Here is a 1,002-nt window from a genome sequence, read left to right on the forward strand (position 1 = left end):
TATAGCGGATTCATGAACGGTGTAGCTGCCGTCGCCTAGCGTACGTAAGCAGGTATATGCAAGCGTATTCGATGGATTTGCGCCAGCGCGTGGCGCAGGCGCTGACTGAGCCCGGAGCCCGGCAGGCGCAAGTAGCCGCCCGCTTTTGCGTGAGCCTGGCGTTTGTTGGCAAGCTCGTGCGGCGGCAGCGGCAAACCGGGTCAGTGGCGGCGTTGCCCGGTCGGGGCGGCCCGCCGCGGTGCCTGGACGCGGCCGCCCAGGCGTGGTTGGTGGCTCAGGTGGGGCGGCAGCCAGACGCGACACTGGTCGAGTTGCGGGATGCGCTGCAGGCAGAAACCGGGCAGCGCGTGAGCATCGGCGTCGTCTGGCGTGTGCTGGATGAGCAGGGCCTGCGCCGTAAAAAAAAGCCTGCATGCCACTGAGCGCGACACGGAGCGGGTGCGGGAGCTGCGCCGCCGGCACGTGGAGGCGGTGGCGGCGCGCACGGATGTGCACCGCTTCTACTTCCTGGACGAAACGGGCCTGCGCCTGGACTACACGCGCCGCTACGCGCGGGCAGTCGGCGGCCGGCGGGCAAGCGGCGCGGTACCGCTGCAGCGTGGGCGGGCCGTGACGCTGATTGGAGCACTGGGCGTGCGTGGCTTGACGGCGGTACAACTGCTGGACGGGGCCTTGAACCAGCGCAGCTTCGCCTTTTATATCGCCCGGGTGCTGGGTCCGCGGCTGCGCCGCGGCGATGTGCTGGTGCTCGATAACCTGGCGGTGCACAAGCTCGACGGGCTGCAGCAGGCTCTAGCCCGGCGCGGCGTCGAGGTGCTCTTCCTGCCGCCGTACTCACCCGATTTTACCCCGGTCGAGCAGGCCTGGAGCAAGCTCAAAACCAAGCTGCGACAAGCCCAGGCCCGTACCCGTGAAGCAGTGGAGGCGGCTATCCAAACGGCCGTGGACTGGATTTCCAGCAAGGACGCCAAAGCCTGGTTCAACCATTGCGGCTATCATGTA

At 67.5% G+C, this 1,002-nt stretch carries 2 protein-coding genes; both read left to right on the forward strand.

Going from position 1 to position 1,002, the window contains the following annotated elements:
• Positions 1–56: 56 nt before the first annotated feature.
• Positions 57–422 carry a transposase gene (locus EI291_RS22520; protein WP_240635646.1) on the forward strand — a complete coding sequence of 122 codons (366 nt, stop codon included), beginning with the start codon at positions 57–59 and terminating at the stop codon, positions 420–422.
• Positions 379–1,002, forward strand: a 624-nt coding sequence (locus EI291_RS22525; protein WP_125424539.1) for an IS630 family transposase, incomplete at its 3' end; no start/stop codon positions are given. The genes EI291_RS22520 and EI291_RS22525, both read left to right, overlap by 44 nt.

Origin of the sequence: Hymenobacter rigui (genome assembly GCF_003944715.1) — a bacterium.
Taxonomy (GTDB): Bacteria; Bacteroidota; Bacteroidia; order Cytophagales; family Hymenobacteraceae; genus Hymenobacter; species Hymenobacter rigui.

What these genes read in the sequence shown, in the direction of transcription:
- EI291_RS22520 (WP_240635646.1), top strand. Translation starts at nt 57, where the DNA reads ATGCAAGCGTATTCGATGGATTTGCGCCAGCGCGTGGCGCAGGCGCTG.